This is a genomic window from Micromonospora trifolii (assembly GCF_050516465.1).
In the GTDB taxonomy this organism is placed as follows: Bacteria; Actinomycetota; Actinomycetes; order Mycobacteriales; family Micromonosporaceae; genus Micromonospora; species Micromonospora trifolii.
In genome coordinates this window covers 3,208,077-3,233,888 of record NZ_CP191526.1, presented here as the reverse complement: position 1 = coordinate 3,233,888, position 25,812 = coordinate 3,208,077, and the positions used below count along the sequence as shown (strand labels likewise).

Below are 25,812 nucleotides of genomic sequence, written 5' to 3'. Positions count from 1 at the left end.
GGAAGCGGCGTTGGGGCGGGAAGCGTCCCCCGGGTCAGAGGCCATGGCGAGAATTACCCCGCCGGGCCGACATAAACCGGCGGCGGCGTCAGGCAGGCAGGTGCCCCAGCGTGTGGCTGGGGCACCCGCCACGCCAACCAGGCCCAAGGCCGAGCAGAGCGTTCAGAGGGTGAATACGAGGGTGGAGATGCTGCGGGCGCCGACGTTGATGGTGGCCTGACCGCCGCTGACGCTGGTCGGCTGGCTGGCCGCGTTGGCGTTCTGCGAGGTGAGGTAGTGCTCAGCCCGGCTGACGTTCTGCGGGGCCTGGATCACGGCGTTGTTGACCGCACTGTTCGAGCGGTTGAGGATCACCAGGGTGATCTTCCCGTCGCCCTGGTAGGCCGTCACCTCCAGCGGCGAGGCTTTCGAGCTCTTCGTCAGGGCGACCCGCTGGTAGCCGGGGCGGACGTACTTGGCGTACTGCGAGAAGGCGTACCCGCGTTTGAGCGGAGCGCCCGCGGTGGTGCCGAACGCGGCTTCGCCGTCACCGATGAAGGAGTAGTAGCGCTTGCCGTACCACCAGATGTAGGCGTTCCAGTTGGCCTCCATCGACTTGTGCACGGTGCGCATGATGTCGTCGAGGGTCTCGTTCCAGACCACCGCGTTGGCGGGGTTGCCCCAGATGTTGGAGCCGCCACCGTCGGCGGCGTGCAGGTTCCACTCGGTCATCCACACCGGCTTGTTGTGCTGCTCGGCCAGGGAGTACGGCCGCAGCCGGCCCGACTCCTCGGTGCCGTAGAGGTGCCCGCCGACGTAGCCGATGTTGTTGCGGGCGGTCGCGTCGTTGAGGGTCGGGTCGGTGTAGCCGTAGTTCATGTTCACCGCCTCGGCCACCATCAGCCTGGTGTTCTGCACCTTGGTGCCCTGGTCGCGGACGAAGGTGCGCAGCTCGGTGCCGCTCCAGTCCATCGAGTCGTAGTCCGGGTGCCAGTCGGGCTCGTTCTGCACCGAGGTGACGTCGATGGGTACGCCCTGGCCACGCATGTACTGCACGTAGCTGTTCAGATGGTTGGCGTAGTCGTCGTAGTAGTCGGTCTTCAGCTTGCCGCCGTTGACGCGGCTGTTGTTGGTCTTCCACGCCGCTGGCGCGGTCCAGGGCGAGGCGAGGATCTTCACGTTCGACCCGTACGACTTCGCCGTCTTCAACGAGTTCACGTGCGTCGCCCACTCGCTGGACACCGGCGACAGACCGGTCCGCACGATGGAGAGCCCCAACTGGTTGGCATCCATCCCGACCAGCGTCTGCGTGTCGGCTGTCGACCAAGCGCTACCCCAGATCGAATGCGCGGCCCCGAACCCGTCGACCGTCTGGTATCTGGTCGCGCTGTTCACAGTGATGTCCGCCGGCCCGTTCGGCGGCGGGGTGGTGGTGGGCGGCGGGTCGGTCGGCGGCGGGGTCGGCTCGGTGCCACCGGTGCACCCCACCCCGTTCAACGCGAAAATGGTCGGATCTGGGTTGCTGCCGGTCCATGAGCCGTTGAAACCGAACGAGACAGTCCCGTTGGTCGGGATGGCCCCGTTGTAGCCGACGTTCTTGGCCGTGACGGCGGCCCCGCTCTGCGTCAGCGTCGTGTTCCACGCCTGCGTGACGGTCTGTCCGGCGTTGTAGTTCCAGGTCAGCGTCCAACTCGTCACCGCGTCATCGAGATTGGTGATGGTGACGTTGGCGCCGAAGCCGCCCTGCCACTGCGAGGACACGGTGTAGTTGACCGAACAGCCGGCGGCTGCGGCCCCCGCCGGCATCGCCACGGCGACCGCTGCCGACGCCAGCAGGACGGCACCGGCCGACACCAGGGCGGCGTTGGTCACTCTTCTTCTTCTTCTTCTCATGAAACTCCTCCTGAAGTGGTGGGGGCTTCCACGCCTCGGGAGGGCTCGTCTGCGGCGAGTTCAGCGATGGTGTGAGCGGCGGAAGGATTGGGAGCGCTCCCAGGTGGTGATTCCAGAAAGTTAATTCGTCCAACGATTCCTGTCAATGCAATCGGCCCACCATCAGTGGTGCCGTCACCGGTCGCAGGTGCCGCACTGCCTGCGAGTGCGCAGGTGGTAGTCGGTGGACGCGATGACCAGGCCCACCCCCATGACGAGGTACGCCGACATCGCCACCCACAGGAACGCGTCGGAGAACTCGCTGTGCGAGCCCGACGACACCTGCACCATCCCCATGCCGAAGTAGGCCACGATGCCCGCGCCGAGCCCGAAGCCGGGCACCAGCAGCAGCGGACGAGGAATCGTGCGGCCGGCGAGCAGCGGAACCCACCCGGGCCAGACCTCACCCCAGTGGTACACCAGCGCCAGCGGCAACAGCACTCCGGCCAGCACCAGGCCGATCTCCAACCCGAGCAGGGAGGCGCTCTGGTCGACGCGGTCGAATCCCACCACGAACTGGGCCGCGAAGCGGGTCACGAGACCGCCCACAACGGCGTACGCGGCCCAGCGCGCCCACCGCGCGGGTGCCGAGCGTCGCGCACCCGGACGGACCGTCCGGCAGCAGTCTGGGCAGTCGCCCCGGGTGCGCCGCTGATAACGCGCGGTGGCCAAAGCGAGCAGGACCGCTCCGGTGACACAGCCGAGCCGGCTGGCGAACGCCAGCGGGTCGAAGAACGGGCCGACGGTGAACAGCAGGAAGCCCACCAACTCCGGCAGCAGGATCGCGGCGGCCGCGACCAGCGCTCCGGCGACCGTCCAGGCGAGCCCCGCAAGCGCCGGCCGCCAGGTCGCCACCCGATCCAGGGCAACCGCCAGCCCGCCGGCGGCCGCGCACAACGCCACCGACCACCAGCCGGTGAAGCCGAGCAGGTCCAGCCCGAGCCGCCCGAACTCCGGAGCCTCGCCGACCGTCCAGGCCAGACGCACGCCCCCGTATGCCACGGCCCAGCCGAGCACTGCGTACGTCAGGCCGTGGACGGTCCGACCGACGATCGGTGTTGATGTCGTCATGCACCGATCCTGCCGGCGCCCCGCAGTGGGCGGACCCCGCTGACAGGGGACGTCACTCCCTCGCGAGAGGGATCGGCCGGACCGTGGGTGCGCCGAACAGAGCGAGGGCTGCCGGTTATCCGGTGTTCCCCGCTGCCTGATCGCGCGCCCGGCGCAGGATCGCCTCCGCCTCCTGGCGGGCGGCGCTCACCGTCTTGTCGGCCTCGAGCCGCGCGGCGTTGAGGTGGTCGTCGGCCTGCTCCTCGGCGAGTTTGAGGATCTGCTCGACCCGGGTTCCCAGGTTGGCGAATGTGGGTCTGTTCGCGTTCCGCCGCTTTCGCTCGGCGACGCCCGCCCTGCCCACCACCGTTGCGTCGCTGGTCACCCCGGCGGGCTCGTCGCGGTCGACCAGGCCGTCCCCCACCAGATCGGACTCTGCCGTACCGATCAGGGAGAGCCCGATGCCCACCGCGGCGACCGCGACTCCGAGCCAGACCGCAACCGGTCCGAAGGCTGAACCGACCGCGACGCCGACGCCCAGCCCGAAGAGGGCTGCCGCGGTCTTGACCGGCTTTGCCATGGGTTCTCCTCAGGTGGTACGGGACAAGGGCTGGCGGCTCCAGCATGGCGAGTGAGTCAAGCTGCCAGGGTCTCCTGTGGAGTGACGGGGAGTAGTGTGAATCCTTGGCCTTCTATACCGTGGCACGGTCACGGGTGGCCACTTCCTCGACCGGGCCGTCCCGCGACGACGTCGCTTACGCGTTCTACATGGGGGTTTCGTCGTGACCATGGAATCGCCGACGACCGGCCGGACCGAGGCTGGTGAGGCTGGCGCGCAGCAGAAGATCGACACGTCGGTGCCGCATTCGGCGCGGATCTGGAACTACTGGCTCGGTGGCAAGGACAACTTCGCTGTCGACCGCGAGGCCGGGGACCAGTATCGCCAGGTCTTCCCCGGCGTCGTCGATGTGGCCCGGGCCTCCCGGCAGTTCCTGGTCCGCTCGATCATGTTCCTCGCTGCCGACGCGGGCATCCGCCAGTTCCTCGACGTCGGCACCGGGCTGCCGACCGCCAACAACACCCACGAGGTGGCCCAGCGGATCGCGCCGGACGCGCGGATCGTCTACGTCGACAGCGACCCGCTGGTGCTGGTGCACGCGCGGGCGTTGCTGGTGGGCGCGGCCGAGGGCACGACCGCCTACATCGACGGCGACCTGCACGACCCGGCCGCGGTCATCGCCGAGGCCGGCAAGACGCTGGACTTCGCGCAGCCGATCGGTCTCATCCTCAGTGGCGTCATGGGCCACGTGCCCGACTACGAGGCGGCCCGCTCGATCACCCGGCAGTTGGTGGCGGCGCTGCCGAGCGGCAGCTACCTCTCGCTGAACGACGGCACGAGCCTGATCAGCGCCGAGATGCAGCAGGCGCAGGACGACTACAACGACAGCGGGGCGACGCCGTACACCCTGCGCTCGCCCGACGAGATCGCCGGCTTTTTCGACGGCCTGGAGCTGGTCGAGCCCGGCGTCGTGCCGTGCCCGCAGTGGCGACCGGACGACGCGGTCGACACGCCTGCCGACATCGACGCCTTCGGCGGGGTGGGTCGCAAGCGCTGACGCTGTCTTCCGGCGGTGGTCGTCACCAGGGCGGGTCGTCCTGGTGTCGAACGCCGCCGTCCGGTGCGGGTGGTCAGCCGGACTGGTCGGCTGGCGGAAGGACGCTCTGCACCGCCACGCAGGGGTCCGTGGCGGGTGCGGCGGCGTGGATCGCTTCGGCGGCCTGGGCAGCGAGGTCGCGAAAGACCTCGCGCTGCTCCTCCGGTAACCCGCCCAGCACATGGTCCTCGGCGTGGGCGACCCGCCGCTCGGCCTCGGCGAGCGTCTGACGTCCGCGTTCGGTGGCCACGACCCGTCGGGCCCGCCGGTCCTGGGGGGCAGGTCTGCGTTCGATGAGACCGGCGTTCGCCAGGTCGTCGATGACGTAGGTCAGCACGCTGCGGTCGATGGACAGGCGAGCGGCCAGGGCACCCTGCGTGGGCACTTCCTCGTGCACGACGACGGCCAGGATGTGGTAGCCCCGGCTGCCGTGCGGCAGGTCCTTCAGCAACTCTTCGACGCGCTCGTGCCAGCGGCGCAGCACCATGCCCAGAGACCAGCCGAAGTTCGAGCCGCGCTTGCGGTCGGCCGGCAGCTCGCAGGGATCGGTCCCGGACATGTCCCGATGCTAGTGGCCGGCGGGTGATCATCATCCGACATCGCGGTAGCCAAGGAATGATTGGCTGTGAAGATAGGTTGTCTGACAAACGATAGGCTCAAAAAACGATAAGTGGATCAAACGATCGTGTGGATGGTGAAGCAATGTCCGACTACGGGCACGAACTCCGGTTTGGGTCGTTCCTGACACCCAGCGTGCACGACCCGGATCAGGTGGTGGCGCTGGCCGAGCTGACCGAGGCGGCGGGGCTGGACCTGGTCACCTTCCAGGACCACCCGTACAACGCGGAATTCCTCGACACGTGGACCCTGCTGAGTTGGGTCGCCGCCCGCACGGAGCGGCTCCGGATCTCGGGGAACGTCCTCAGCCTGCCGCTGCGCCCGCCGGCCGTGCTGGCCCGGGCCGCGGCGAGCCTGGACCGGTTGTCGCACGGCCGTTTCGAACTGGGCCTCGGTGCCGGCGCGTTCTGGGATGGGATCGAGGGCATGGGCGCACGTCGGCTGACCGCAGGGCAGGGAGTGACGGCCCTGCGGGAGGCGATCGACGTCCTGCGCGGTGTCTGGGACGACACCGCCACCGGACCGCTGCGGCTGGACGGGGAGTACTACCCCGTACCCGGCATGCAGCGCGGCCCGAAGCCGGCACATGACATCGACATCTGGCTCGGCGCGTACCAGCCGAAGATGCTGGCCCTGACCGGCCAGAAGGCCAACGGCTGGCTGCCGACGCTGGAATACCTGCGATCTCCGGACCGGGTGACCGCCAACCGGCTCATCGACGAGGCGGCCATCGCCGCGGGCCGTGAGCCCCGGGAGATCCGACGGCTGCTCAACCTGTTCAAGGTCGACGTCTCGTCGCGCAGCCGCGGCTTCCTCCAGGGGCCCGTCGAGCAGTGGGTCGACCAGCTCCTTCCACTGGTCCTCGAGGAGGGGTTCAGCACCTTCCTGATCGGCCGTGACGACCAACGCCTGATCCAGACCCTCGGGCAGGAGATCGCCCCCGCGCTGCGGGAGGCGGTCGCCAAGGAGCGCACCGGGGGTGTGGTCGGCGCCGGGCCGGTCCGCACGAGCATCGCGCTGGCCGAGCGGCACCCCGGCCTCGACTACGACGCGCTGCCCCCGTCGCTGGCCACCACGTCCGTCGAGCCCGGTGACCCGGAGTACGAGCGGGTGCGCCACACCTACAGCCGGCACGGATCGCCGGCCCTGGTGATCCGTCCGCAGAACGCCGCCGAGGTGGTCGAGGCCGTGTCGTACGCCCGGACGCAGGATGTCCCGCTGTCGGTGCGCAGCGGCGGGCACGGCATCAGCGGCCGGTCGACCAACGACGGGGGAGTCGTCATCGACATGTCGAGGATGAACAAGGTCGAGGTGCTCGACCGAGCGACCCGTCGGGTGCGGCTGGAGCCGGGTGCCCGGTGGGGCGACGTGGCCCAGGCGCTCGCCCCGTACGGCCTGGCCATGAGCTCGGGCGACTACGGAGACGTGGGCGTCGGTGGTCTCGCCACCACCGCCGGCGTCGGATACCTCGCGCGCAAGCACGGCCTGACCATCGACCACGTCGTCGCCGCCGAGATCGTCACCGCGGATGGCCGCCTGCTCCGCGTCGACGACGAGCATCACCCCGACCTGTTCTGGGCCATCCGCGGTGCCGGTGGAAACTTCGGTGTGGTCACCGCGCTCGAGCTGGAGGCGTACGAGGTCGACAGCGTCGTCTACGCCCAGCTCGTCGCGGACGCCACCGACACCGCCCAACTGCTGCGCCGCTGGGGCCAACTCGTCGAGGACGCGCCGCGGGAGTTGACGAGCTTCCTCTCCCTCTTTCCCGGTCGCCGTGGCAACCCTCCGGCTGCGCAGGTCACCCTCGTCTACGCCGGTGAGGACGTCGAGGCGGCACAGTCCGCCCTGAGCCCGTTCCTGGAGATCGGGCCGATCCTCGACCAGCAGGCGCAGCTCGTGCCGTACCCGGCGATCGTCATGCCGCCGGGCAACGAGCATCGGGGGCAGGGGCTGGAGGACACCCGCAGCGGTCTGTTGCACCACGTCACACCGCAGGCGGCCGACCTCATGGAGCACATGATCCATTCCGGCGATGTGATGATCACGCAGTTGCGGTCCGTCGGCGGGGCGGTGAACGACGTCGCCCGCGACGCGACCGCCTACCCGCACCGGGAGCAGAACTTCTCGGTGCTCGCCGCCACGGTCCCGGACCGCCGGCCCCAACTCGACAAGCTCTGGGCCGAGCTGTACCCGCACCTCGACGGCCTGTATCTCAGCTTCGAGAGCGACACGGATCCGGCTCGACTGCTGGATGCCTGGCCCGAGCCCACCCTCGGCCGGCTGCGCGCCATCAAGGCCAGCTACGACCCGGACAACGTCTTCAACCGGAACTTCCCCATCCCACCGGCGGGGCCTGGAGGACACCGGACAGGTAGTCGCGGCGACGCTGCGGTTCGAACTTCTCGATCGCGTACCGCAGCATGACCCGTGGCATGACCCGGTAGCGGCGGGCGAGGAACTCCTCCTCCGCCGCTCGGTCCCGGTTGCCCACCTCACGCAGCATCCAGCCCACCGCCTTCCGGACGAGGTCGTGCGGGTCGTGCAGGAGCCGGTCGGCGAGTCGGAAGGTCCACTCGAAGTCGCCGGCCTTGATGAAGGCGAAGGTCGCCATGATGGCGATGCGCCGCTCCCACACGAGGCTCGACTCGGCCAACCGATCCAGGACGCCCCGGTCCCTGTCGATCAGCCAGGGGCCGACGATGTACGGCGCGGACGAGTCCACCAGGTCCCAGTTGTTGATGCGGTCGGTGTTGGCCAGAAGGGTGCCGAAGATCCGACCCCGATCCTGCTCGTCGCCCTTGGCGAACTTTCGTACCAGGATGAACAGTGCGGTCAACCGCTCCTCGTGCGCGCCTCCGGTGAGCAGCTTCGTCGTTTCGGCCAGCGAGAGGTCGCGCCAGAACCGGGCGGCCACCTCGCGCTGGTCGGGCACGGAGACACCGAGGGCCCGGTCGCCCTCGCCGTACCCACCGGGGACCATCTGGAGGAACCGGCTCGACGCCTCGGCTCGACGGGGATCGGTGAGGCTGGCGAGTTCCCGAGACACGTCGACGCTGGTGGCCATGACCGTCGACGCTACCGGGGGTCATCCGGCGCGGCGTAGGCGTCCGAGCATTCCGTTGAGGTCCTGGACGAACAGATCGTGGCGGAAGAAGTGCCCACCCGGCACCTCGCGCCACTCGTGCAACGACTTCATCCGTACGTCGCTGAAGTGGTGGAACAGCCCGGACAACAAGGACCCGTTCCAGATGTGGACCATGCAGCGCGACGGCGAGTACGTCTACGAGCCGGAACGCCGACGACCTGCACCTGATGGTCTCGAAATGGACCCGCACCCCGGACGGCCGCAGCACCGCCTACCACGTCAGCCAGTTCACCGGCCCGGTGTGACGGAGCCGCTGACCGACCTCGTCGTGGCCCGACATTCGCGACCCCGACCCGCTGGAGCTGATCTGCGGAAACGCAGGCGGCCACGCCCTCAGCGGCGTGTGAGTGGGTGATTCAGGGGGTAGGACCCTACGATGACGCAGCCGACGATGGATCCCGCCGACGCGTTGGCCGAGCTGGGCCGGGTCAGACTCGACGAGGTCAGCCTCGACGACATGCTGCTCCGGATCGCCGACCTTGCCAAGGGGAGCATCCCCGGGACGCGAGAGGTGACGGTCACTCTGGTTCGGGGTCGGGTCGGTTGGACTGGGGCATTCACCGGCGAGCTGGCCCGTCAGCTGGACGAGTGGCAGTACGAGCAGCACCGGGGCCCCTGCCTGGATGCCTCCGCCAGCGGTGACACCATCTCCGTGCCGGACATGGCAACCGAAGAGCGCTGGCCGGCATGGGCGGAGAGAGCTCGCGCCGCCGGGGTGAAGAGTTCCCTCTCCATCGGGCTTCCCATCCAAGGGTCGGTGGTCGGTGCGCTCAACGTCTACAGCGATTCGCCGGACGCATTCGATCCGTCCTCGATCGCCAGCGCGGAGGGCTTCGCCGCGTACGCGGCGGTGGCACTGGCCAACGCTCACCTGTACGAGAACGCCGCCACGCTGGCCGGGCAGATGCAGGAGGCGATGCGGAGTCGGGCGGTGATCGAGCAGGCCAAAGGGATCATCATGGGGAGCCGGCGGTGCTCGTCGGAGGAGGCGTTCGCGCTGCTGTCGAAGATCTCCCAGGACACCAACCGGAAGGTGCGCGAGGTCGCGGAGGCCCTGGTCGCCCAGGCAGTCGGAAAATCTCAAGGGTGAGTCTCGCCCTGACCCGATCGCCACCGCACCCCGCCTCGAACGGCGGCAAACCAGGCAGCCGTCCGATGACGAGTCGCGGGTGTGGGTGCCTGAGCGGTGGGTAGGGCTGAACCATGCTGAAGCGAGCGGTGTGGCAGGGCCTGGTGGCGGGCCTGGCCGGGGCGGCGGTGATGACTGCCGCCGAGAAGATCGAACAGCGGGTGACCGGTCGGCCCGACTCCTACGTGCCCGCCCGGGTGTTGGCCAGGCTGACCGGCCTGCCGGAAACCTCCGGGCAGCAGCCCCGGTGGCAGAACCTGGCGATGCACTACGGCCAGGGCGCGCTGGTCGGCGTGCTGCGTAGCGTCATGGCGCAGGCCGGGCTGCGCGGCGCCTGGGCTTCGACGATGTTCACGGCGGTGCGCCTGACCAACGACCAGATCCTGGAGAACGCCACCGGCGTGGGGGCGCCTCCGCTGACCTGGCCCCGCCCCGAACTTGCCATCGACGTGTTGCACAAGTCCATCTACGCGTTCGCCACCGGGGCGGTGGCCGACGCGCTCGCCGTCCGCGACGGGGCGGGTCCCGGGCAGCGGCACGCGGCGCTCCGTCCCGGTCGCCACTCTGACGTCGGTCCGCTGCCCCGGGCAGCAGCACGTCGGGCATAGCCGCCGCAGAGCGCCGACGGCCAGGAAGCTGCGTGCGCCGCCGGAGAGTGTTTAGCTGCACGAATGATCACACCCGTTCCCCTCGGTACCTGGCCGACGCCGTTGGAGGCCGCGCCCCGGCTCGCCGCCCGGCTGGGGCTGACCGAGCTCTGGTTCAAGCGTGACGATCTCACCGGCCTCGGCGGGGGCGGCAACAAGATCCGCAAGCTCCGGTACACCTGTGCGCAGGCGATCGCCGACGGCGCCACCACGCTGATCACCTCCGGGGCGCCGCAGAGCAACCACGCCCGGCTCACCGCGGCTGCGGCCGCGCGGCTCGGCCTTTCCTGCGTGCTGGTGCTCGTCGGCCCGCCCCCGGAGCGTCGACGAGGCAACCTGCTGCTCGACGGGCTCGCCGGCGCGGAGATCGTCTGGAGCGGAGACCGTCCGCTCGCCGAGGTGGTGGCGGCCGAGGCGGAGCGACGATCGGCGTACGTCATCCCGTTCGGCGGCACCGCTCCCGCGTCAATCCAGGGTTATGTGGACTGCGGTCGGGAGCTGCGGGCCCAGGTGCCGGACGTCGACGGGGTCGAGGTCGTGGCGGCGCTCGGCTCCGGCGGGACGATGGCCGGCCTGGTGCGGGAGTTGGGCGCGCAGCGGGTGATCGGCGTGGATGTCGGCGCCGTGCCGGACCCACGGGCGACCGTCGCCGGGCTGCTCGTCGGCGAGGTCGAGCCGGACGCGCTGCGGATCGACGGCACCCAGGTGGGTGCGGGGTACCGCACGCTTACCGACGCCGTCCGGGCGGCGCTGGAGGTGACAGCGCGTACGGAGGGGGTCTTCCTGGACCCGACGTACACCGGTCGGGCGATGGCGGCGCTGCTGGCCGGCAGCTTCCCGCACGGCGACCGGGTCGTCTTTCTGCACAGCGGCGGGCTGCCGGGACTCTTCGGTCACCCCGAGCTGTAGGGGCACGGCCGGCACGCACGGCGGTGCCCTCCGGCGGAACCGCGCCGGAGGGCACCGCGCCGAGCTGTCGACGGATCAGACGCTGGCGAAGTGCTCGCGGTGATCGCGGGCGAACTCGGCGAAGGTCCGCGGCCGCCGGCCCACGATCCGCTCGACATGGTCGTTGGTGAAGTCGCCCCACCCGGAGCCGTAGGCGATCCGGTACTCGGCGAGGACCTCGGCCGACCACTGGTCGAGGCCGGCCTGGAGCAGGCCGTCGCGTGCCTGCTCCGGGCTCTGCGGCACGTAGCGCACCGGCTGGCCGAGGGTCCGGGCGATCTCGTCAGCGGCCTGGTCGAGCGTGATGCTCTCCGGGCCGGTGGGGGTGTAGATCTTGCCCTGGTGCTGCTGTGGGGCGGCGAGGATCGCTGCCCCGGCGGCGGCGATGTCCCGGGCGTCGATCAGGCCGACCCGCGCGTCACCGAAGAGGCCGTAGAGGTGTTCACCGGCCTTGGCGCCGAGCAGGTTCTGCATGAAGTGACTCGGCCGCAGGATGGTCCAGGGGATGCCCGACTCCTGTAGTTCCGCGTCGGAGAGCGCGTGCAGGCGGCCGTTGCGGGTGGGCGCGTCGTGGGCGGCGCCGATCGCGGAGAGCCGGACGATGTGGCGCACGCCGGCCTGCCGGGCCGCCCACACCGCGTTCATGCTCTGGCTCGGTGCCAGTGGGCCCATCGGCGTCAGCAACCAGAGCGTCGTCACGCCCTCGAACGCCGGGGTCAGCGTGGTGGGGCGGTCCAGGTCGCCGACGACGTACTCGACCCCGTCGAGCCCTGGTGTGCGCGACGCGTCCCGGACGAGGGCGCGGACCGGCTGCTTGCCGGCCAGCTCCCGCAGCACCTCCCGCGACACGGTGCCATTTGCCCCGGTTATCAGAATGGTCATGGTCATCCTCTCGATCAGGCGGACCGAGGTCGGACCACGGTCGCCGCCAGCGACGATATAGTCCATAAGTTGTACCGTCCAATGATTGGACCAAATTATGAAGCGCAGCACACTGAAGGAGCAGGACCCCGACCTCGGGATCCTGGCCGTGCAGCTCTCTGCACGCGTCCAGCGGGAGATCTTCCGACGCTCGGCGGAGCAGGGGTTCGACGACGTCCGACCTCGCCACGGCGCCGTCCTCGCGTACCTGGACGCCGAGGGCACCCGCCCCGGCGAGCTGGCCCGGCTGGCCGGCCGGAACAAGCAGACGATGGGCGCGATCCTCGACGAGTTGGAACGGCTGGGCTACGTCCGGCGTACGCCCGACCCGGCCGACCGCCGGGCAAAGTTGATCGTGCCGACGGATCGGGGCCTCAGCTTCATGGGGGCCTCCGACGGCTTCGTGCACCTGATCGAGCAGAAACTCGCCGACACGCTCGGGCCCGACCGGTACCGCGACTTCCGGGACGCGCTGGCCCGTGGCGTGGCGAGCCTCCCGGCAACCGGTCCGGACAGCGAGGGCTGAGCTGGCATGTGCCGGCGCCAACCGGGTACGCCGCCCTGGCCCCGGGGGTCGGCGGAACGCCCAGGCTGACCGCTATTCACGCAGCCGAGGAGCACCGACATGCCCATCGTGCGGCGGGCCCGACTCACACCGACGGTCTCCCTGGTGCTGCTGGCGTCGATCCTGGTGTCGTTCCTGGCCGCGTCGGCGGCCCCGACCCCGCTCTACGGTGTGTACCAGGAACGCTGGCACTTCTCGCCGGTCACCACCACCGTGGTGTTCGCCGTCTACGCCCTCGCGGTGCTGGCGTCGCTGCTCACGTTCGGCAGGTTGTCCGACCACGTCGGTCGGCGGCCGGTGCTGGCCGTCGCGATCGCGGTGCAGATGCTCGCGCTGGTCGTGTTCATCTTCGCCAACGGCGTCGCGGCCCTGCTGGTCGCCCGCCTCGTGCAGGGGCTGGCAGCCGGCGCCGCCACCGGCGCGGTGGGCGCCGCCATGCTCGACATCGACCGGGCCCGGGGCACGCTCGCCAACTCGATCGCCCCCGGCATCGGAACCGGAAGCGGCGCCCTGCTCTCGGCGCTGCTCATCCAGTTTCTGCCCGCGCCGACGCGACTGGTGTACGTCGTGCTGCTCGTGATCCTGCTGATCCAGGCCGTCGGGGTCGCGCTGATGCCGGAGACGGTCACCCCGATGGCCGGGGCCCGTCGCAGCCTGCGGCCGGACATCACGCTGCCCCGCTCGGTGCGCCAACCGGTCCTGGTCGTCGTCCCGGTGCTCTTCGCGGTCTGGGCGCTGGCCGGGTTCTTCGGCGCGCTCGGCCCGGCGCTGGTCCGCAGCCTCATGAACACGTCGATCGTGATCGGCGGTCTGGTCCTCTTCGTCTTCGCCGTCTTCGGGTCGATCGCCGTGCTGGTACAGCGCAACACCGCCGCGCGGACCGTGATCCTGACCGGAATCGTCGCGCTCATCCTGGGCATGATCGTCACGTTGGTGGCGATCATGGCGCAGTCCATCCCGGGCTTCTTCGTCGGCCTCGCGTTCGGGGGCGTCGGCTTCGGCAGCGGCTTCCAGGGCAGCCTCAAGACGGTCATGCCGCTGGTCGAGGCGCACCAACGCGCCAGCGTGCTGTCCGTGCTCTACGTCGTCTGCTACGTCGGCTTCGGTCTCCCCACGGTGATCGCCGGCTTCCTCGTGGTCTACGCCGGCGGCCTGCCGAGGACCGCCGACGAGTACTCCGTCGCCGTCATCCTCCTCGCCCTGGTCGCCCTGTTGGGGGTGCGCAGGGCCACCAGGATGGCGCCGGGCTGATGCCGGGAAGCCGGCGCCGAGCACTGACGCAAGCAGTAGCGTGGTGATCAGGAAGGGGGGCGGCGATGAGTCCGAAGGTGGCCCAGGGCGACGCGAGTGCGACGTCGCGCATCGAGAGCCTGGACGTCAAGCTTGAGGTGATCGTCATCCCGGTCTCGGATGTCGACCGGGCGAAGGCGTTCTACGAACGGCTCGGGTGGCGGCTCGACCAGACCCCGCCCGGCATCGTCCAGTTGACGCCGCACGGCTCCGCGTGTTCCGTACAGTTCGGCCCCGGGCTCACGTCTGCGGCACCCGGCTCGGCCATGGCGTACCTGATCGTGTCCGACATCGAGGCGGCCCACGACACCCTCGTCGCCGCCGGTGTCGAGGTCGGCGACGTTTTCCATGTCAGCCCGGACGGCCCGGTCGACGGGCCGGATCCGCAGCGGCGCAGCTACTTCTCGCGCGCCACGCTGCGCGACCCGGACGGCAACACCTGGCTGATGCAGGAGATCACGACCAGGCTTCCCGGACGCATCGAGGGCGGCCTCACGTCGTTCGGCTCCACGAGCGACCTGGCGAGCGCGCTTCGGCGCGCGGCTGCCGCGCACGGTGAGCACGAGAAACGCACGGGCGAGCATGACGACAACTGGCCCGACTGGTATGCGGCGTACATGGTCAGCGAGCAGTCGGGGGCCAAGCCGCCCGAGTGACCTACGCCGACGCGTAGGACCTACTGATCGACGTGCTGCCGGTGAGTCACCTGATGACTCACCGGCAGCACCGTTTCCGCTTCGGAGTGCGCGCGGCTATCCGCTGCGCGCTGTTCGTACGGGCGATGTACGCGAGTTGTACGCCGAGCGCCCTACCATCCCCCGGACGCGATGATCTTCGATCCAAGCGGCACCGCCGGATTCAGAGCTGACTCGGGTGACGTGCCGTGCCTCGTCGCCTGTGCGCGGTTCCCCGGCCGCCGGTAGGGAGGAGACCTCGATGACGAGTCCTGGTACGGGCGGTGCGATGCCGTGACGCGGGTACGGTTTCTCGCCCTCGGCCCGCTGCACGCCGAGGTCGGCAGAGAGTGGCTCGACCTCGGGCCCGTCCGGCAACAGGCGGTCTTCGCGATCCTGCTGTTCAACGCGGACCGCGTGGTCACACCGGCGTCGATCCTGCAGGGAGTCTGGGGCGGCCAGGCCCCGGCGACCGGCACGAAGCTGATTCCGCCGTACATCTATCGGCTGCGACGCACGCTCCAGGCGGCGTGCGTCGGCCACGACGGCCCCGCGATCGACAGCTCCCGGATCGGCTACCGGCTGCGTCTCGGCTCGGCCCGCACCGACGTCGCGGACTTCGACGAGGCGGTTGAACGGGCGGCTGCCGCCGAGACGGCCGGCGACCTCGCCGGAGCCGCGGCGCTACTGGCCGAGGCCGAGCAGAGCTGGGCGGGTGAGCCGTTGGCGGGCCTGACCGGTCCGTACGCGGAGAGCCGTCGGCAACACCTGCTCGAACGCCGCGTCGTCTGCCTGGAACACCGGTTGGAACTGCACCTGCGGCTGGGCGACTGCCACCGGGCGATCCCCGCGCTCATCGCGTTGCAGACGGAGTATCCCCTGCGGGAACGGCTGGCGATCATGCTGATGACCGCCCTGTACCAGACCGGCAGGCAGGGCGAGGCGATGGACGTGTTCGGCGCTTTCCGTACCCGCCTGGCGACCGAGTTGGGCGTCGAGCCGACCCCGGCGCTGCTCGCCGCGTACACCTCGATGTTGCGCGGCGACCTGGGCCCGCCTTCGGTGCCGGGCCGTTTTCTCGAAGGACCCGCCCGGGCACGGGCGGCCACCACCACGTGATGCGCGGCGACGCCGCGCGGTGAGGCGGAGCAGATGGACGACGGCCTTGCCCCGGTGCAGCCGGGGGACGCCGGATGGTTTCTGGGTCACTCCCTGCGGGAGCGGCTGACCGGCGCGGCGCCGACCGGCCCCGTCGACGAGGATCTCGGCCGGATCCGGCTGAAGATGTGGCTGGACGAGCCGGTCCACACGAGGCGGCCCGACCTGATCCAGCGGCGGCTGGCCCAGCACCGGCTCGACGAGGCCGGTCTGATCCGGGTCCTGGGCGAGCCGCCCGAGACCGTCCGGGCCCGGTTCGACACGGCACCGGATTACGCCCGTCGGCTGGTCGAGGCCGCGCGGCGACATCCGGCCGCCGCGGTGGCGCCCGGTCACGGCGCGGCGGGACACGATGACGCCGCGGGATTCGCGGTGCTCGTCGCGCCACTGATCGCCGCCGCGCTGGAACGGTTGGGCGCGCGGGTGGCGGCGTTGGTCGACGGCCACCCGCACCTGTCCGCCGAGGCGCTGACCACGCGGCTGGGCCCGGGGCCGCTCGACACCGTCAACATGCTGGTGGCCCGGACGATGGCGCTGGAACTCAACGTGCTGCGGATCCGGGGCGAGCTGTCCGGAAGCAACCCGCACGAGCGCTTCCACGACTTCCTCCACCGGTTGGGGCAGTCGCAGCACGCGCTGCGCCTGCTGCGCGAATATCCCGTGCTGGCCCGGGATCTGGTGCGGGTCGTCGAGAACTGGGAGGCCAGCCGGCTGGAGTTCGCCGAGCGCGTCGTCGCCGACTACGCGGAGCTGGCCGACCGGTGCGGCGGGCCGGACTCGCTCGGGGACCTGGCCGAGGTGAGCTTCGGGGCGGGCGACAGCCATCGGGGCGGTCGCTCGGTGGCGGTGGTCCGCTTCGCGACCGGCGCCCGGGTGATGTACAAGCCCCGGCGTCTTCAGGTCGACGGCCACTTCCAACACCTGCTGGCCTGGCTGAACGAGCGCGGTGCGGACCCCGTGCTGCGCACGTTCTGGGTCGTCGACCGCGAGGTGTACGGGTGGACGGAGTTCGTCGAGAGTGGACCCTGTGCCGACCGGGACGCCCTCGGCCGGTTCCATCGGCGGCAGGGTGCGCTGCTGGCCCTGTTGCAGGCCCTCGGCGCGACGGATTTCCATCTGGAGAACGTGATCGCCTCCGGTGAGAACCCGATGCTCATCGATCTGGAGGCGATGCTGCACAACTGGCAGTGGGAACGGCCGGTCGGCGACCAGGCGGGCTACCTGCAGAGCGTCGGCGTCGAGTTGATGAGCAGGTCGGTCGTCACGGTCGGGCTGCTGCCGGCACCCGTGGTCTGGACCGAGGGCAACCAGGTCAACCAGTTCGACATGAGCGGGATGTCGGGGGCCGGCGGGCAGTTGACCGCCCGGCCGGTCACGGTCTGGGACGGGTTCGGCACCGACGAGATGCGCCTGGATCGGCGGCGGGTGCTGCTGCCCGGTTCGGGAAACCTGCCCACCCTGGGCGAGCAGCGCCTGGACGTGACGGAGTTCGCGCCCGAGATCGGCGACGGATACCGCACGCTCTACCGGATCCTGTTGCGACACCGGGACGAGTTGCTGGGGCCGTCCGGCCCGGTGGCGGCGTTCGCGCACGACGAGGTGCGGGTGGTCCTGCGTGCCACCGAGTCGTACGTTCGGCTGCTCGCCGAGACGCAGCACCCAGACCTGCTGCGAGACGCGTTGGACCGGGACCGGTACCTCGAGAACCTGTGGGCCGGGCATGAGCACCGCGAGCACCGCAACCTCCTCATCGCCGCGGAGCTGGCCCAGATGTACGCCGGCGACGTGCCGATCTTCGTGACCACACCGTCGTCGACGGACCTCACCGGTGGCGATGGCACGGTGGTGCCGGGAGCACTGCTCCAGACCGGGCTGGACGCGGTCCGCGACCGACTGGTGGGCATGTCCGAGGACCACCTGGCCCAGCAGAGCTGGATCATCGAAGCTTCACTCACCGCGCTGATCATGGGGGACCCGTCGCGGTGGCGTCCACCGAACCGCCCGGGCGTGGTGGTGCTGCCGCCGCCGGTCGTACCCGCGAAGGTCGTGCCCTCGACTGTTGCGCCCCCGGCGGTCGCACCTGAGCGCTTCGTCGACGCGGCGCGCGTCATCGGGGATCGGTTGCTGGCGACCGCGCTCGCCGAGGACGACCGGATCTGCTGGCTGGGCCTGAGCCTGATCGCCGACAAGGTGTGGATGCTCGGCCCGAGCGCCATGGACCTCTACAACGGCATCAGCGGCATCGCCCTGTTCCTCGCCCGGCTGGCAGACGTCACCGGCGACGCGACCTACCGACAGGCCGCCGACCGGGCCGCCACGATGATGCTCCGCGAGGCGCAGAGCTGGCTCGCCGGCCCGGCCGGGACCGCGGGCGTCGGCGGCTTCGACCACCTGGGCGGTTCGGTGTACGCAATGAGCCACCTCACCGCTGTCCTGGACCGCGCCGACCTGGTCGACACCGCCGTGGGCCTGGCCGCGTCGATGGTCTCGCACGCCACCGAGAGCCGCGAGTACGACATCATCAATGGCAGTGCCGGCGGGCTGCTGGCCCTGCTGTCGCTGCACCAGGTCACCGGTGACCCCAGCCTGCTCGACGGCGCCCGGACGCTGGCCCGGCACGTGCTCACCGGCGCGCAGCCGGTGGGCGACGGGGTCGGTTGGTGCGGCACCCTCTACGCCGAGGCGCCGCTGGCGGGGTTCTCCCACGGTGCGTCCGGTATCGCGACGGCCCTGGCCCGCTGGGACCGGTACGCCGGGACACGCGAGCATCGCGACACGGTGGACGCGGCGCTGCGCTACGAACGCACGGTGTACGACGAGGCGACAGGCAACTGGCGCGACCTACGCCCGGACACGCCGGAGGGCGACTCCATGGTCGCCTGGTGCCACGGAGCGGCCGGCGTCGCGATGGCACGGGCGGAACTGCTCGGCTACGCCACCGGCGGCGCGCTGCTGCGCGACGACCTGCGGCGTGCCCTGACGGCGACGCTGAAGCCGGGCAACCTGCTGCACAACCATTCGATCTGCCACGGGGACCTCGGCAACGCCGAGGCGGCGCTGGCCGCCGCGCGAGCCCTCGGCGACGACGGGGCGGCCCAGCGCGCCGCCGCGATCGCGGCGGCGGCCGTCACGGACATCGAGAACCGCGACTGGCGGTGCGGCGTGCCGCGGGGCGTGGAGACACCCGGGCTGATGAGCGGCCTGGCCGGCATCGGCTACGCCCTCCTGCGCTGGGCCGACCCGGCGGGTGTGCCGTCGGTGCTGCTGCTGGAACCGCCGACCGACCATCGCGGTGCCATCGATCTGCCATAGCGCGGACCTACGGTTCCGCCCGTGGAGGCCCATCCAGGTATCGCACTTCACCACCGATAGATCGGAGTTTCAGATGGACTACATCAGGGCGTGGAAGGACCCGGTCTACCGGGCGTCGCTCAGCGACGAGGAGCGTGCCAGCCTGCCGGCGAACCCGGCCGGCTTCGTCGAGCTGAACGACCAGGAGCTCGACGGGGCCGACGGCGGCACGTGGACCCCGACTCCCACGATCACCGTGGTCACCGGGGCCGCCGGCTGCTTCTCCTTCAACGGCACCTTCTGCAACGGCACCTGCGCGGCGTTCACCGTCGGCTGCTGCGGCTGATCGATCCACCTCGGCGAGAGGACGCGGTCCGTCCTCCACACCTGTGTTCTCTCGCCAGCGCATCCCGAATCCTCTGAGGAGAGCCCTTAATGAACATTGTGCAAGCCTGGAAGGACCCCGAGTACCGGGCGAGTCTTTCCGCCGAGCAGTTGGCGGCGCTGCCGGAGCACCCCTGCGGCGTGGTCGAGCTCGGTGACGACGTCCTCGCACACATCGCCGGCGCGCGCACCGAGGGCCTCTGGACCCTCGGCTGCTGCGGCGGCTTCACCGCCCGGGAGACCCCGTGCGGTTCCTGTGGCGCGACGTGCGGCGGAACCACCTGTGGCACCTGCCAGACGCAGTCGACCTGCGGTCTGTGCACCGCCTGATCCATCCGCTCCACCGGCGGTGCCCGGACGCCTGAGGTGTCCGGGCACCGTCCCCCCGCGAGACCCGACCGCTGCGCGAGAGAGAGCATCCCCGATGACGCAGTCGCACCTGCCCGGTCACGACCCGGTGGACGTTTCGAACCCCTGCTGGTACCTGGCGTACTCCCTGCCGGAGAGGCTCGGCGGTGCGGCGCCGACCGGCTCGGTGGACGAGGACCGGGGGCGGCTCCGGCTCGATCGGTGGAAGAACGAACCGGTCTTCGCCGGTGACACGGACCTGTTCGAGAGCTGGCTCGACGCCCTCGACCTCGACGAGCCCACGCTGACCAGGGTGCTGGGCGAGACGCCGGAAACGGTCCGCAGCAGGTTCGCCGACATCCCGGAGTACGTGCGCACCATCGAGCGCGCCTGGCGCAACCACCGGCCGGGCGAGACCGCTGACACTGACCACCACGGGCACGACCACGAGCATGACCATGACCACCACCACGAGCCGCACCCGCACGCCGCGTTCGTCGAGTTGGTGCGACCGCTGGTGGACGACGGCGTACGCCGGGTACGCGAGGCGGTGCACGCGGCCTGCGCGGAGACGCCCGGACCACACCTGGACGCCGACCTGCTCGCCGACCAACTCTGCGAGCCGCCCTACGGGGCGATCAACCTGCTCGTCGGCCGGGTGCTCGTGCTGGAACTCAACGTCCTGCGGTTGCAGGGACAGTTGGAGGGGGAGACCTCGCAGCAGCGCTTCCAGGACTTCGCCCGGCGGCTGCGCGACCCGAAGTACACGCTCGACGTCCTGATGGAGTACCCGGTGCTGGCCCGGGACGCGACCATCCTCATCGACAACTGGGTGGACGCCCGGGTCGAGTTCGCCCAGCGCCTCACCGCGGACGCCACCGCGCTGACCGCCCGGCTGGGCGACCCGGCGGAGCTGGGCAGCGTCACAGAGGTGTCGTTCGGCGCCGGTGACTCCCACCGCGGTGGCCGCTCGGTCGGGTTCGTCCGCTTCGCCAACGGCGCCCGCGCCGTCTACAAGCCCCGGGGATTGCAGGTCGAGCTGCACTTCCAGCACCTGCTGGACTGGCTCAACACGCGCGGCGCGCAACCGTCGCTGCGCACCATGTGGGTGCTCGACCGCGATGACTACGGCTGGTCGGAGTTCGTCACCGCCGGGCCCTGCGCCGATCACGACGCGCTGCGCCGCTTCTACACCCGGCAGGGCAGCTACCTGGCGTTGCTGCACAGCCTCGCGGCCGTCGACTTCCACCTGGAGAACATCATCGCCGCCGGTGAGCACCCGATGCTGGTCGACCTGGAAGCCCTCTTCCACCCGCAGGGCGAGCAGACAGACCAGCAGATCGGCGTCTCGGCGGAGTCGTTCCGGACGATGCGGGAGTCGGTCCTGGAGGTCGGGCTCCTGCCCCGGCCCATCATCTACCAGGACGACGACGGTGTCGGCGGCGTCGACTTCAGCGGCCTGGCCGGCACCGCCGGGCAGCTCACGCCCACCCCGGTCGCCACCTGGGAGGAGTCCGGCACCGACGAGATGCGCCTGGTCCGTAAACGGATCGAGATGGGCGGCGGGCAGAACCTTCCCAGCCTGAGCGACGCGGCACACCACACCCTCGACTTCAGCGCCGACATCATGGCCGGGTTCGAGCAGACCTACCGGCTGCTGCACCGCCACCGCGACGAACTCCTGGCACCGGACGGGCCGGTGGCCGCGTTCGCCGGTGACGAGGTACGCGTGATCCTGCGCGCCACCCGCACCTACGGCAAGCTGCTGCAGGAGAGCCGCCACCCCGACCTGCTGCGCAACGCGCTGGACCGCGAGCGGTTCTTCAGCTTCCTCTGGTTGCAGGAGGAGTGGCCCGGAGCCGAGGCCCGGATCGCCACCGCCGAGCAGGCACAGCTGAGCCGCGGCGACATCCCCTTCTTCAGCACGACGCCCGCCTCGCACGACTTCGTCGCCGGAGACGGCTCGGTGGTCGCCGGGGTGCTGCCCACCAGCGGCCTGGAGCGGTCGCGGCAGCGCATTGGCGCCCTCTCCGAAACGCACCTGGCCCAGCAGACCTGGATCCTGCGCAGCTCGCTCGCGGCGCTGACGATGGGCGTGGAGAGTCAGGGGCAGTGGTCGGAGTACCAGGTCAACGCCGCCACCGTTCCCGCCGACGTGGACCGGTTCATCGCCGCCGCGTGCGCTGCCGGCGACCGGCTGCTGCTGACCGCCGACACCGGCGAGGACTCGATCGCCTGGCTCGGGCACACCCTGGTGGCCGACAAGATCTGGCAGCTCGGCCCGGTCGGGATCGACCTCTACAGCGGGCTGTCCGGAATCGCGCTGTTCCTCGGCTACCTCGGCGAGGTCAGCGGCGAGCAGCGCTTCCGCAGCGCGGCCGAGGTCGCCGCCGGCATGCTGGTACGTCAGATCGACCTGCTCGACGAGACGCCGGCGGAGAGCCTGGAGAACTTCACCGTCGGCGCCTTCAACGAGCTGGGCGGGCCGCTGTACGCGTTGAGTCACCTGGGCGCCCTGTGGCAGCGCGACGACCTGTTGGACGCCGCCGGACGCATCGTGCCCGTCCTGCTGCAGCTCGCGCCGCAGGACGAGGCGTACGACGTGATCAGCGGCGCGGCCGGAGCGATCCTCGCGCTGCTGGCGCTGCACGCGGCACGGCCGTCGGAGCCGATCCTCGACGCGGCCCGCACGTTCGCCCGGATCCTGGCGGACAAGGCCGAGCCGGCTGGCGACGGGATCGGCTGGGCGGGCGCGGTGAACCCGAGCCGGCCACTTGCGGGTTTCTCACACGGTGGGTCCGGCATCGCGGTCGCCCTGGCCCGGCTGGACCGGGCCCTCGGCAACCGCGACCACCTGCCCCTGGTCGAGGGAGCGATGCGTTACGAACGCTCGGCCTTCGACCCGGAGCACATGTGCTGGCTCGACCTGCGCGACACCACGCCGGAGCGGTACTCCATGGTCGCGTGGTGCCACGGCGGGCCCGGCATCGCGCTCGCCCGCGCCGACCTGGCCGGCTACGTCGACGACCACGAACTGCTCGACCGCGACCTCTCCGACGCCAGCACCGGCATGCTGCGGTTCGGCCTGACCGGTGAGGTCATCACGGGCACCGGCAACCACAGCATCTGCCACGGCGACCTCGGCAACGTCGAGGCCCTGCTGGCCGCCGCCCGGGTCCGCGGGGACGAGGACGCCGCCCGGCAGGCCGAGCTGGTGGCCGCCAGCATCCTGGACTACATCGACCGGGACGGCTGGCTGTGTGGGGTTCCACTCGGCGCGGAGACTCCCGGCCTGATGAGCGGCATCGCCGGCATCGGCTACAACCTGCTGCGCCTGGCCCTGCCGGCCCGGGTTCCGTCGATCCTGCTGGTCGAGCCTCCCGTTCCGGCGGTGGGCGGTGACCCGCGTGGCTGAGCAGCAGGTCTGGCCGTACCGTCCGCAGGCGTTGGCGACCTACCGCGGTGGCGTGCACGACGGCCCAGCACGGAGCCCGATCCGGTCCTCCGGACGGCCGCTGGTCGCGCTCGCAGTGCTGCTGCTGATCGGCCTGGGCTTCGCGGCGTTCATGCGGGTGCCGCGCACTGTCGACGGCGCCGCGATCGGTGCCGACGGGTCGAATCTGGTCTCCATGTTCGCCGGACGTCTCGACCCCGAGCCGGCGCAGGGCACGGAGGTCACCCTGGTCCAGGAGGGCGGACGGGCGACCCTGCGGGTCGTGCGGGCCGAGGTCGTCGTCGACGACGCCGCAGCTCGGCGCTGGAACATCCCGGCGGAGGTGGCCCGGCCGGTCACCATCGTCCTGCTCTCCGGCGAGACGAAGCAGACCTTCGGCCGGCTCAGTCTCGTGGTCGCCAACCCCACCCTGCTGGAGCTGGTGCCGGGCGTTGAGGGGGTCCTCCGATGACGCTGAGTTGGCTGCGACAGCGCCGCCGGGTGCCGATCATGCTCCAGATGAGCGCTACCGAATGCGGCGCAGCGTGCCTGGCGATGGTCTTCAGCTCCTACCGGCGGTGGACCTCCGTCGCCGAGTGCCGCGAGCAGTTGGGCATCGGCCGCGACGGTGCCACGGCGTTGCAGATGACCCAGCTCGCCCGCCGGACGGGCATGCGGGCCCGGGGTGTCAGCGTCGACCTCGACGGACTGCCGCAGCTGCGGCTGCCCGCGATCGTGCACTGGAACTTCCGGCACTATCTGGTGTTGGAGCGGTGGGACCGACGCGGCGCCGTCGTCGTCGACCCGGGGATGGGCCGGCGGCGGATGAGCCGCGAGGAGTTCGGCGAGGGATTCACCGGCATCGCCATCGAACTCACCCCCGGTGAGGAGTTCGAGCGCCGCCCCAGTCCAGGGCGGCTGGCCTCGCTGCGGTTCGCCCGCAGCATGCTGACCTTCTCCCGTCCGCTGCTCGCCCTGGTCCTGGTCGTCTCGCTGCTGCTCCAACTCGCGGTGCTGCTGCCGGCGCTGATCACCAAGTTCGCTGTCGACACGGTGATCGGGAAGGGTCAGGTCGAAGCCCTGACCGTTCTCGGCCTCGGCATGCTCCTGTTGTTGGCCACCCAGGGCGTGGGCACCTACGCCCGAGGTGTCGCTCTCAACGTGTTGCACGCCCGCATGGACGACACCATGATGCGGCGCTTCTTCGACCACCTGCTCGCCCTGCCGTACTCGTACTTCCAACTGCGCAGCAGCGGCGACCTGCTGATGCGGATGTCCAGCAACACCGTCATCCGCGACCTGGTCACCAGCCAGACCATGTCGCTCGTCCTCGACGGACTGTTCGTCGTCGTCTACATCGGCATGCTCCTTGCGTTCACCCCGCTCTACGCCTGGCTGGTGCTGGGCCTGGGTCTGCTGCAACTCGGCGCGATCGTGGCGACGTACCGGGCCATGCGGGAACGCACGCATCGCGACATCGCCGCGCAGGCCGAGGAGCAGAACTACGCCGTCGAGGTGCTGGCCGGCGCCGAGACGGTGAAGGCGATGGGCGCCGAGCAGCAGGTCCTCGGCCGCTGGTCCGGGCTGTTCCAGACCCGGCAGTTCGCCTCGCTGCACCGCCGTCAGCTGGAGACCGGGTTGGAGGCGACGCTCGGGGTGTTCCGGATGGGCTCGCCGTTGCTCCTGCTGTGGGTCGGCGCGCACCAGGTCGTCGCCGGCGCGATGTCGCTGGGCACCATGCTGGCGCTCAACGCCCTCGCCGCGGCCGTGCTCACCCCGCTGATGGGCCTGGTCAACACGGCCCGCCAGCTACAGACGGTCGGCACCCACCTGGAACGGATCCGGGACGTGATGGACGAGGCCGCCGAGCAGGACCGGTCCACGTCCCAGCCACCGGGCCGCATCTCGGGGCAGGTGACGCTGAGCGGGGTCGGCATGCGCTACAGCGCCAACGCCGCCTGGGCCGTACGCGGAGTCGACCTCTCCATTCCGGCCGGCGCGAAGGTGGCGCTGGTCGGACGGACCGGTTCGGGTAAGACGACGCTCGCCAAGACGATCATCGGGCTGTACGTGCCCAGTGAGGGCGAGGTCCGCTTCGACGGGCGTCTGCTCCAGGACCTCGACTTCCGCGAGCTGCGCCGCTGGTGTGGCATGGTCACCCAGGAACCCGCCCTGTTCGCCGGATCTGTCCGCGACAACATCTCCCTCGGCCACCCGTCGGCGACCTACGACGAGGTCGTTCTCGCCGCCGAGCGCGCGCAGATCCACGACGAGATCATGGCGATGCCGATGGCGTACGAGACACGACTCACCGAGGGCGGCGGAGGGCTCTCCGGCGGCCAGCGGCAACGGCTGGCCCTCGCCCGCGCCCTCGTGCACAACCCGCCGCTGCTCCTGCTCGACGAGGCGACCAGCCACCTGGACGTGGTCACCGAGCGTCGGGTGGACGACGTCCTCTCGGCGTTGTCGTGCACCAGGATCGTCATCGCGCACCGGTTGAGCACCGTGCTCAACGCGGACCTGATCGGTGTGATGGAGGAGGGCTCCCTGGTGGAGCAGGGCACGCACGACGAGCTGATCGCGCACGGGCGCTACTACGAGGCGCTGATCCGCGACCAGCTCCAGACCGCCCGGCCGCGGTAGCC

At 70.6% G+C, this 25,812-nt stretch carries 22 protein-coding genes; 15 read left to right on the top strand and 7 right to left on the bottom strand.

Annotated features, from left to right (window positions below; all coding sequences use genetic code 11):
- Nucleotides 1-162: 162 nt before the first annotated feature.
- From ACQRWP_RS14745 to ACQRWP_RS14735, 3 genes are all read right to left on the bottom strand, one after another.
- Nucleotides 163-1,872, bottom strand: coding sequence for a cellulose binding domain-containing protein (locus ACQRWP_RS14745; protein WP_430502795.1), 1,710 nt, complete (start codon nucleotides 1,870-1,872; stop codon nucleotides 163-165).
- Between the two features lie 174 nt (nucleotides 1,873-2,046).
- Nucleotides 2,047-2,982, bottom strand: a complete 936-nt coding sequence (locus ACQRWP_RS14740) for a hypothetical protein (protein ID WP_430502794.1) — start codon at nucleotides 2,980-2,982, stop codon at nucleotides 2,047-2,049.
- Between the two features lie 115 nt (nucleotides 2,983-3,097).
- Complete coding sequence (locus ACQRWP_RS14735; RefSeq protein ID WP_430502793.1) at nucleotides 3,098-3,541, bottom strand: DivIVA domain-containing protein; 444 nt, start codon at nucleotides 3,539-3,541, stop codon at nucleotides 3,098-3,100.
- A 208-nt stretch (nucleotides 3,542-3,749) separates the two neighbouring features.
- Here ACQRWP_RS14735 and ACQRWP_RS14730 point away from each other — a divergent pair, with 208 nt between their 5' ends.
- Nucleotides 3,750-4,577: an SAM-dependent methyltransferase gene (locus ACQRWP_RS14730; RefSeq protein WP_430503204.1), complete on the top strand. Its 828-nt coding sequence runs from the start codon at nucleotides 3,750-3,752 to the stop codon at nucleotides 4,575-4,577.
- Between the two features lie 73 nt (nucleotides 4,578-4,650).
- On the opposite strand, the gene ACQRWP_RS14725 is transcribed toward ACQRWP_RS14730, so the two are convergent.
- The gene (locus ACQRWP_RS14725) at nucleotides 4,651-5,175 is read right to left on the bottom strand and encodes a MarR family winged helix-turn-helix transcriptional regulator (protein WP_430502792.1); all 525 of its coding nucleotides are present in this window, start codon (nucleotides 5,173-5,175) and stop codon (nucleotides 4,651-4,653) included.
- Between the two features lie 143 nt (nucleotides 5,176-5,318).
- Between ACQRWP_RS14725 and ACQRWP_RS14720 the strand changes: the two genes are divergently transcribed.
- A complete protein-coding gene (locus tag ACQRWP_RS14720) occupies nucleotides 5,319-7,658 on the top strand; it encodes an LLM class flavin-dependent oxidoreductase (RefSeq protein ID WP_430502791.1) in 2,340 nt (779 codons plus the stop codon).
- On the opposite strand, the gene ACQRWP_RS14715 is transcribed toward ACQRWP_RS14720, so the two are convergent.
- Together ACQRWP_RS14715 and ACQRWP_RS14710 are read right to left on the bottom strand one after the other, a co-directional pair.
- Nucleotides 7,555-8,298, bottom strand: coding sequence for a DNA alkylation repair protein (locus ACQRWP_RS14715; RefSeq protein WP_430502790.1), 744 nt, complete (start codon nucleotides 8,296-8,298; stop codon nucleotides 7,555-7,557). The genes ACQRWP_RS14720 and ACQRWP_RS14715 overlap by 104 nt on opposite strands.
- A 21-nt stretch (nucleotides 8,299-8,319) precedes the next feature.
- Nucleotides 8,320-8,493 (bottom strand): hypothetical protein, encoded by a 174-nt coding sequence (locus tag ACQRWP_RS14710; protein ID WP_430503409.1) that lies wholly within the window; start codon nucleotides 8,491-8,493, stop codon nucleotides 8,320-8,322.
- 262 nt (nucleotides 8,494-8,755) lie between these two features.
- Here ACQRWP_RS14710 and ACQRWP_RS14705 point away from each other — a divergent pair, with 262 nt between their 5' ends.
- The 3 genes from ACQRWP_RS14705 (at nucleotide 8,756) to ACQRWP_RS14695 (ending at nucleotide 11,064) form a co-directional block, all read left to right on the top strand.
- A complete protein-coding gene (locus ACQRWP_RS14705) occupies nucleotides 8,756-9,469 on the top strand; it encodes a GAF and ANTAR domain-containing protein (RefSeq protein WP_430502789.1) in 714 nt (237 codons plus the stop codon).
- Between the two features lie 113 nt (nucleotides 9,470-9,582).
- Complete coding sequence (locus ACQRWP_RS14700) at nucleotides 9,583-10,116, top strand: hypothetical protein (protein WP_430502788.1); 534 nt, start codon at nucleotides 9,583-9,585, stop codon at nucleotides 10,114-10,116.
- A gap of 63 nt (nucleotides 10,117-10,179) precedes the next feature.
- A complete protein-coding gene (locus ACQRWP_RS14695; RefSeq protein WP_430502787.1) occupies nucleotides 10,180-11,064 on the top strand; it encodes a pyridoxal-phosphate dependent enzyme in 885 nt (294 codons plus the stop codon).
- A 75-nt stretch (nucleotides 11,065-11,139) separates the two neighbouring features.
- Here the strand turns inward: ACQRWP_RS14695 and ACQRWP_RS14690 are convergent, their stop codons facing one another.
- Complete coding sequence (locus tag ACQRWP_RS14690) at nucleotides 11,140-11,985, bottom strand: NAD(P)H-binding protein (protein ID WP_430502786.1); 846 nt, start codon at nucleotides 11,983-11,985, stop codon at nucleotides 11,140-11,142.
- A gap of 97 nt (nucleotides 11,986-12,082) precedes the next feature.
- On the opposite strand from ACQRWP_RS14690, the gene ACQRWP_RS14685 reads away from it, so the two are divergent.
- The 10 genes from ACQRWP_RS14685 (at nucleotide 12,083) to ACQRWP_RS14640 (ending at nucleotide 25,810) form a co-directional block, all read left to right on the top strand.
- Entirely contained in the window at nucleotides 12,083-12,550 is a 468-nt protein-coding gene (locus ACQRWP_RS14685; RefSeq protein WP_430502785.1) for a MarR family winged helix-turn-helix transcriptional regulator, read from the top strand.
- A gap of 99 nt (nucleotides 12,551-12,649) precedes the next feature.
- Nucleotides 12,650-13,840 carry an MFS transporter gene (locus ACQRWP_RS14680; RefSeq protein ID WP_430502784.1) on the top strand — a complete coding sequence of 397 codons (1,191 nt, stop codon included), beginning with the start codon at nucleotides 12,650-12,652 and terminating at the stop codon, nucleotides 13,838-13,840.
- A gap of 77 nt (nucleotides 13,841-13,917) precedes the next feature.
- Nucleotides 13,918-14,535 carry a VOC family protein gene (locus tag ACQRWP_RS14675; protein WP_430502783.1) on the top strand — a complete coding sequence of 206 codons (618 nt, stop codon included), beginning with the start codon at nucleotides 13,918-13,920 and terminating at the stop codon, nucleotides 14,533-14,535.
- 312 nt (nucleotides 14,536-14,847) lie between these two features.
- Entirely contained in the window at nucleotides 14,848-15,672 is an 825-nt protein-coding gene (locus tag ACQRWP_RS14670; RefSeq protein WP_430502782.1) for an AfsR/SARP family transcriptional regulator, read from the top strand.
- A gap of 33 nt (nucleotides 15,673-15,705) precedes the next feature.
- Nucleotides 15,706-19,023 carry a type 2 lanthipeptide synthetase LanM family protein gene (locus ACQRWP_RS14665; protein ID WP_430502781.1) on the top strand — a complete coding sequence of 1,106 codons (3,318 nt, stop codon included), beginning with the start codon at nucleotides 15,706-15,708 and terminating at the stop codon, nucleotides 19,021-19,023.
- A gap of 73 nt (nucleotides 19,024-19,096) precedes the next feature.
- On the top strand, nucleotides 19,097-19,348 hold the full coding sequence (locus tag ACQRWP_RS14660) for a mersacidin/lichenicidin family type 2 lantibiotic (RefSeq protein ID WP_357177187.1): 252 nt from the start codon (nucleotides 19,097-19,099) through the stop codon (nucleotides 19,346-19,348).
- Nucleotides 19,349-19,437: 89 nt separating this feature from the next.
- Complete coding sequence (locus ACQRWP_RS14655; protein ID WP_091399738.1) at nucleotides 19,438-19,716, top strand: mersacidin/lichenicidin family type 2 lantibiotic; 279 nt, start codon at nucleotides 19,438-19,440, stop codon at nucleotides 19,714-19,716.
- A 94-nt stretch (nucleotides 19,717-19,810) separates the two neighbouring features.
- A complete protein-coding gene (locus ACQRWP_RS14650; RefSeq protein WP_430502780.1) occupies nucleotides 19,811-23,149 on the top strand; it encodes a type 2 lanthipeptide synthetase LanM family protein in 3,339 nt (1,112 codons plus the stop codon).
- Nucleotides 23,142-23,639, top strand: a complete 498-nt coding sequence (locus ACQRWP_RS14645; protein ID WP_430502779.1) for a hypothetical protein — start codon at nucleotides 23,142-23,144, stop codon at nucleotides 23,637-23,639. Before ACQRWP_RS14650 ends, ACQRWP_RS14645 begins: the two co-directional genes overlap by 8 nt.
- Nucleotides 23,636-25,810, top strand: coding sequence for a peptidase domain-containing ABC transporter (locus ACQRWP_RS14640; protein ID WP_430502778.1), 2,175 nt, complete (start codon nucleotides 23,636-23,638; stop codon nucleotides 25,808-25,810). The genes ACQRWP_RS14645 and ACQRWP_RS14640 overlap by 4 nt, the downstream gene beginning before the upstream one ends.
- Nucleotides 25,811-25,812 lie beyond the last annotated feature (2 nt).